Here is a 6,141-nt window from a genome sequence, read left to right as displayed (position 1 = left end):
CCGCCAGTCGTCGCGCTTTTCTGGCCTGATCTGCTCTTCGGGCATCAAGGCTTCGTCAATGCCGGTTTGCGTGCCTTCGATTTTGCTGGAAGTCTGCGCTTCCTTGACCACATGCATTTCGATGAACAGATCAATATCCGGCACGATGAGCGAAAAGGCGTTCAACTCGCCCAGGGCGCGGGTGGCTTGCTCCAGCAAGGCATTGATGCCGGGGTCTTCCCAGTGCCATTCATGATTGACCGGCACCGGCTCGAAACTCTTGTACTGGTAACGCGCCTGCCAGCGACCGGCTTTGAAAGTTTCGAATTTCATGCGGCTTCCTGATTCGGTTGCCAAGCCCGCACGTCGATTTTGCCGGTGACGGCGTTGGTGATTAGGGCGGAGCGGTATTCTTGTAGCTTGCCGATTGCTTTAGCTATTTTTTTTTCTTGTGTATCCATGCTCTCGATTTTTTTCTGAAGGGTAACCGCAATTATTTGTTGCTCGTCGAGAGGCGGAATTACGACCTGATATGCTTTAACTGATGACTGGGGGATATTATTCGCCAGGCCATCTGCACCACTGATAGATAATTCAATTTGTTCCCGCAAATATTTCGACCTCATCACAAGGACGAAAAACTCCGAATCAATCATGGCGGATTGAAGCGAAACCCGATATGTCTTATCGGAAAACATTAGCTTTGGCCTACACTTTTTAACCAAGGCAACTGACCCGATCAAATGTTTAGAGCCACTTGCCCTACACATCAAAATATCCCCAGCCTTAACCTCCAGAGACGGAATAGGATCAATGCTGGCAGGAAGGGTTTTATGTTCGCGTTCTTGGAATACGCCATAGTTTACGCAGCCTGATTTCAGTACTCCCCATTCCTCTTCTGACGCCTCGCGCTCATCGCATGACGGACTCCATCCCTGTTCAAAGGCTGAAATTACACGAGCCATCAGCATTCGTTCCCAATGCGCCGGAATCTCCCCCAGCCAAGCCACTCCCGAATCCTTCATCGGCACCGAAGGAACTAGCCCCTTGGTCACGGCATGGCTAATCAGCGCCGTGCGCTTTTCGGCCAGCTTGTCGAGCAAGGCTTGTTTCTTGGCGATCAGGGCATCGATTTGGGCGGTTTTGAAATCGAGGAAGCGGGCAATGGCTTGTTGTTCTTCGAGTTCAGGAAGTAAAAGCGGCAGATTCCCGATAAAATCCCAGTTAGCTCGGGGCATTTTGCTACCGTATGTCGACGAATCTACGATATTGATGAAATCGCGAGAAAGCATGTAATACTTCAGAAATGCGGAGTGAACTTCGGCTTTGCTGCGAATAACAAGCGCTTCACTGGAAATCAACCCTTCCTGTTCAGCCAAATGAACTTTAGCCAGATATGGACGCAGCTTTCCGAAAAGCAGGTCACCAGTCGAAAAAGCCGATGCTAAACCCTCGCTATTGGCAATCTCTCCGAAAATTCTTCGTCCAGTCCAGGATTCGATATGCTCAAGGCCAAGATATGGCAGAGATGATTCTTCAACGCTTACCTTGTCGTTAACTAACTCGGTAGAGAACTTTAGTCTCTTGATTCTCCAGTGGCTGGGAATGTCCTGCAGCCACTTAATGCCAGAGTTTTTTAAATCCCGATATTCCGCATACGTCATCACACCACCTCCCCTAACATCCCCACAATCTCCTTCTCAAGCTGGCTGATTTCCGCCGCGATCACTTCCAGCGGGCGCGGCGGCTGGTATACATAACCGGAGTATCTCGGGTATTTCATGGCACCGCCTCCCGCCAGATCGGCAAGCTTGCCCAGTCGTCCGGAAAATCCATCGCCGCCACCGGCACCGCGTGCGCTTCCAGCAAACCCTTGAGCCGCGCCCGCCAGTGATGCGCCGGGGCAATTAGGTCCATCACGTACAGGAGAATAACCAGCGTGTTGTAAAGCTTGCGCGAGCCGGGTTGACACTGGGCCAGCAGCCCGGCCGGCTTGCTGCGCGGCAGTTCCGGCGTGATGGTGAATTCGCGGTTCCACAGCCGACTGTGATGGGCGCAGGTGTTGCGTACCAGGCAAAGATGATGCAACCAGGATTCCAAAACCCTTTGATCGATGCGGTACACATCGGCAATGGCGCGGCGGGTCGGCATGGGTTTCAAGTTGTTGTAAAGACGTGAGAGTAGGCCAAGCGAAATGACTTCGCACACGGCCCAGACCGGCGGCAGGTCTTCGGCATAGGTGCTTAGCAGATGCCGGATGAAAGTTTCGTCCGAGCGTTTGACCTCATCCCCCAGCTTGTCGAGATTCTGGCGCCAGCGGTCGGCACGTTGGGCCAGGGTCGGATCGAGATGCGCGTGGGGTCCGTGCCGGTGGGCCAATTGATAGGCCCACTGGGCGCGCACCGAGACCTCGACGCGCTCGATGGCGTCCAGAGTCAGAAGCCGCAATTCGCGATCGAAGATGTACAGGTTGAGCACGTCGACAAATCGCGTGCCGGGCAGGAATCGATGACTCCGGTGATCGGCCTCGAACGGCAGCCAGTAGGCGCCGAGCCGGTAGTAGTTGAGATGCTGAAGGTAGAACGCGGCTTGGGCGGGGTCGTCGATTTCCAAGCCTCGGCGTCGCAGCAGCGCGACTTGATCGGCGTAGGTGGTGGCCGGTTTGGCGAAGGGGCGCTTCATCAGGCATCCCCCGGAAAAAAGTAACCCGCCGGTTTGAGGGTACGCTCTCGCGCATAGCCTTGGCGGGTTTTGTTGGAGCGTAATCTACACAAACTGTGAACCGTTTTCAACGTAAACGCGCAATCCAGCAAACGCGTGTTCACGCCGTTACCTCCCTCAACATCCCCACAATCTCCTTCTCAAGCTGGCTGATTTCCGCCGCAATCACCTCCAGCGGGCGCGGCGGCTGATACACATAGAAATGCCGAGTCAGCGGGATTTCATAGCCGACCTTGGTTTTTCCGTGATCTATCCACGCATCCGGCACATGCGGCAGGACTTCGGCCTTGAGGTAGTCCTCGCAGTGGTCGCGCACCAGCGCCAGCAACTGGTCGTGGCCGGTTTCGTTGTCGTAGCCCAGCGGCAAAGGCAAGGCGATGCCGTCGGGCAGGGCCACGATTTCGGTATCGCGCAGATCGGGATCGGGTTCCGGCTTGCCCTTGGCGTCCAGGCAAATGTCGGCCTCCGGGTCGCGTTCCGACAGCGCCGCGAGTATGGCTTTCCTGACCGGCGCGCCAATTTTGATGCCCGCCTTTTTTAGTGCGGCATCGAGCACGGCTTCGAACTCGGAACGGTTGCGGTAGAGCGTTTCGCCATTCATCCCTTCCAGGACAGCTTTGAGGGCCGCCTGGGTTTTCTCGCCCGCGGCGACTTCGGCGCGATAGGCGGCGTCATCCTTGCGCTTCTTGCTGCTGGCAAGGTTGGCGAAGGCGCTCTGCGCGGAAAGCCGCTCGATGCGCTCGGCGCTGGCCTGGAAGTTGAGCCGCAACGGCCGTTCCACGGTGATCTTGAGAAAGCCGAACTCGCGGTTCTCAAACACCTTACTGCAAATGCGGCGTTCGGGCCTCCCTTCGACCAACACTTCGCTTTCCGCGTCGTGCTCGTGTTCGGCGTAGAGCCGCACCAGCTCCTTGATGTGGCCGTCCGAAAGCTCATTGCGCTTGTTGCCCAGGCTCTTGTCCATCTTCTTGAAATGCCGGGTGCCGTCGATCAGTTGCACCTTGCCTTGGCGATGCTTGGGCTTCTTGTTGGTGACGATCCAGATGTAGGTGTAGATGCCGGTGTTGTAGAACATCTGATCCGGCAGGGCGACGACCGCGTCGAGCAGGTCGTTCTCGATGATCCAGCGGCGGATATTGCTTTCACCGCTGCCCGCATCGCCTGTGAACAAGGGCGAGCCGTTGAAGACGATGGCGATCTTGGAGCCGTCGCCTCCCACGTTCTTACCATCGACCCAGCGGGGCGGCTGGTGCATCTTGGAGATCATGTGCTGCAAGAAGAGCAGCGAGCCATCATTGATGCGCGGCAATCCGGCCCCGAAGCGGCCGGAAAAGCCCTGGTCTTTGTATTCGTCGCGCACGAAGTCTTCTTCCGGCTTCCACTCCACGCCGAAAGGCGGGTTGGCCAGCATGTAGTGGAATTTCTTGTCCGGGTGGCCGTCATGCGGCACGAAGCCGTTGGTTTTGTTCTTGGCGTCCTTGATCCCCAAGGTGTCGCCGTAGATCAGGTTATCGATCGGCTCGTCCTTGATCAGCAAATCCGAACAGCAGATGGCGTAGGCCTCGGGGTTGTATTCCTGGCCGAATAACTCGATGTGGGCATCGGGATTCTTCTCGGCCATGTATTTTTCGGACTCGGAAAGCATTCCGCCCGTGCCGGCCGTCGGGTCGTAGACGCTGCGATAGACACCTGGCTTGAAAACGTCCTCTTCGCCGGTGAAGAGCAGTTGCACCATCAGGCGAATGACTTCGCGCGGAGTGAAGTGATCCCCGGCCTCTTCGTTCGCCTGCTCGTTGAACTTCCGCACCAGTTCTTCGAACAGGTAGCCCATCTGCAAATTGCTGATGGTCTTGGGCGACAGGTCGATTTCCGCCGAGCAGAATTCCTTGATGATCAGGAACAGCCGGTTGGCTTCGTCGAGCTTGGCGATTTCCGTCTCGAATTCGAACTTGTCGAAGATGTCCCGCGCACGCGGCGAGAAGCCGTGAATATAGGCAATCAGATTGCCCGCGATATTGGGCGCGTCGTCGAGCAGCTTTTTAAACGTGAACCCGCTGGTGTTGAACAGTTCCTGCTTGCGTCCTTCCGAGGCAATCCGCGACAGGGCCTTATCCAGGGCGGGACCGGTGATGCCTTTCTCTTCAAGGCGCTTCTTCTCCTCAAGCACCTTCTGCTTGTTCTCGGCCAACACCAAATCAAAGCGCCGCAGCACGATCAGCGGCAGCATCACGCGCCGGTACTGCGGCGGACGATACGGGCCGCGCAGCTTGTTGGCGATGTTCCAGATGAATCCGACTAGGTTTTGATGTTGCGTGCTTTGCATGGACAGTTCTTGTAGTTGTTCTTGCGCTGGCATAACCGCTACCCGCGATCAAGCCGCAGTGATGTTCAATGTGGTCAGGTTCCAATATTTGCTGGGCACGCTAACGAGGCTGTCTTGCGTGCCAGCGAGTAGCTTTGGCGTCCAAAAATCTTGAGCCCGAACGTCCCGCATCAGGATGAATGGCGAGCGTAATGATTCGGATTCAGCCCAAAACCGGTGCCTCGGTGATGACGATAGAAGCGAAAAAAGGATGGCTGAAAGTCATCGTTGGTTCCCCCATCCACTCCTCCCTCAAATTTACGCCCAAAACCGATTAGCAGGGAGTTACGAAGCTTTATTCGATTTCAACTTAAACGGCAAAACCTCACCGATTTCGCGGGTGCTGATAAGGTGAATTTTTTGTAACGTATTCTAGCATCCGAAATAATCCAACGCGTTGAGCCATACCGTTACCAAGAATAGGGGGAAACCATGGCCCGGAAATACTCGCCCACTCATCGAGCGCGGGTTATCCGGCGAACATGCCGATCTGCCGGACTTACTGACAGCCACACCGGAAGAGATCGCCGAGCGCCAACGGAACGCTGAACTTGATCTAGCCGCGACCCAGAAGGCGGCGGCGATTCTCCGCAAAGGCGGACCCAAGGCTTACGAAAAAGCCAGGCGAGCGCTGATTCCGGAATCCCGCGACCGGTGGGATGAGCATGTCGAGGAAGAATATCCGGCGACTGGTGAAGGCCTGGCCGAATTCATCCGTGAAACCTTAAGACCGATCTGCATTCGCATGGTGCAAGAGGTTCGCTTTCAACCAGCAATCAAAGCCCAAACCTTGGGCGAAGGGCTGCAAGCGCATCGCCTGGAGAAGCTCTCCCGCTACGAAACGCATCTGGATCGCAAATTCGAGCGCACCCTGGCCATGCTTTTGAAGCTGAAAGAGCTTCGAAACGGGTAGGACAGCGATCAATTCGAAACAGCCGCAAAATGAAGCGCGACAAGGGTTTGAGCATGTTTCAGAGAAGTCAACGGTGCCAATTTTTTTAATGATTTCGGCAAAATCCGAGAGGAGAAAAGATGGGCGGTATCGGTAGCGGGCGACGCTGGCAAAGCGGGAAGAACAC

5 protein-coding genes are annotated in these 6,141 nt (G+C 55.7%); 1 reads left to right on the top strand and 4 read right to left on the bottom strand.

The features are described 5' to 3' along the window. The 4 genes from ABJK70_RS18525 to ABJK70_RS18510 all read right to left on the bottom strand — a co-directional run. The coding region (locus tag ABJK70_RS18525; protein ID WP_347258728.1) for a Fic/DOC family N-terminal domain-containing protein at nucleotides 1-312 on the bottom strand (312 nt) is incomplete at its 3' end. Next, nucleotides 309-1,643, bottom strand: coding sequence for a restriction endonuclease subunit S (locus ABJK70_RS18520; RefSeq protein WP_347258727.1), 1,335 nt, complete (start codon nucleotides 1,641-1,643; stop codon nucleotides 309-311). The genes ABJK70_RS18525 and ABJK70_RS18520, both read right to left, overlap by 4 nt. A gap of 115 nt (nucleotides 1,644-1,758) precedes the next feature. Next, nucleotides 1,759-2,661: an Abi family protein gene (locus ABJK70_RS18515; protein WP_086132770.1), complete on the bottom strand. Its 903-nt coding sequence runs from the start codon at nucleotides 2,659-2,661 to the stop codon at nucleotides 1,759-1,761. Between the two features lie 139 nt (nucleotides 2,662-2,800). Beyond that, nucleotides 2,801-5,023, bottom strand: coding sequence for a class I SAM-dependent DNA methyltransferase (locus ABJK70_RS18510; protein ID WP_347258726.1), 2,223 nt, complete (start codon nucleotides 5,021-5,023; stop codon nucleotides 2,801-2,803). A 436-nt stretch (nucleotides 5,024-5,459) separates the two neighbouring features. Here ABJK70_RS18510 and ABJK70_RS18505 point away from each other — a divergent pair, with 436 nt between their 5' ends. Then, complete coding sequence (locus ABJK70_RS18505; RefSeq protein ID WP_347258725.1) at nucleotides 5,460-5,975, top strand: hypothetical protein; 516 nt, start codon at nucleotides 5,460-5,462, stop codon at nucleotides 5,973-5,975. Nucleotides 5,976-6,141 lie beyond the last annotated feature (166 nt).

The organism is Methylocaldum sp. (assembly GCF_039794385.1).
In the GTDB taxonomy this organism is placed as follows: domain Bacteria; phylum Pseudomonadota; class Gammaproteobacteria; order Methylococcales; family Methylococcaceae; genus Methylocaldum.
The sequence above is the reverse complement of the archived record's forward strand: the minus strand, read 5'-3'. Positions and strand labels throughout refer to the sequence as shown.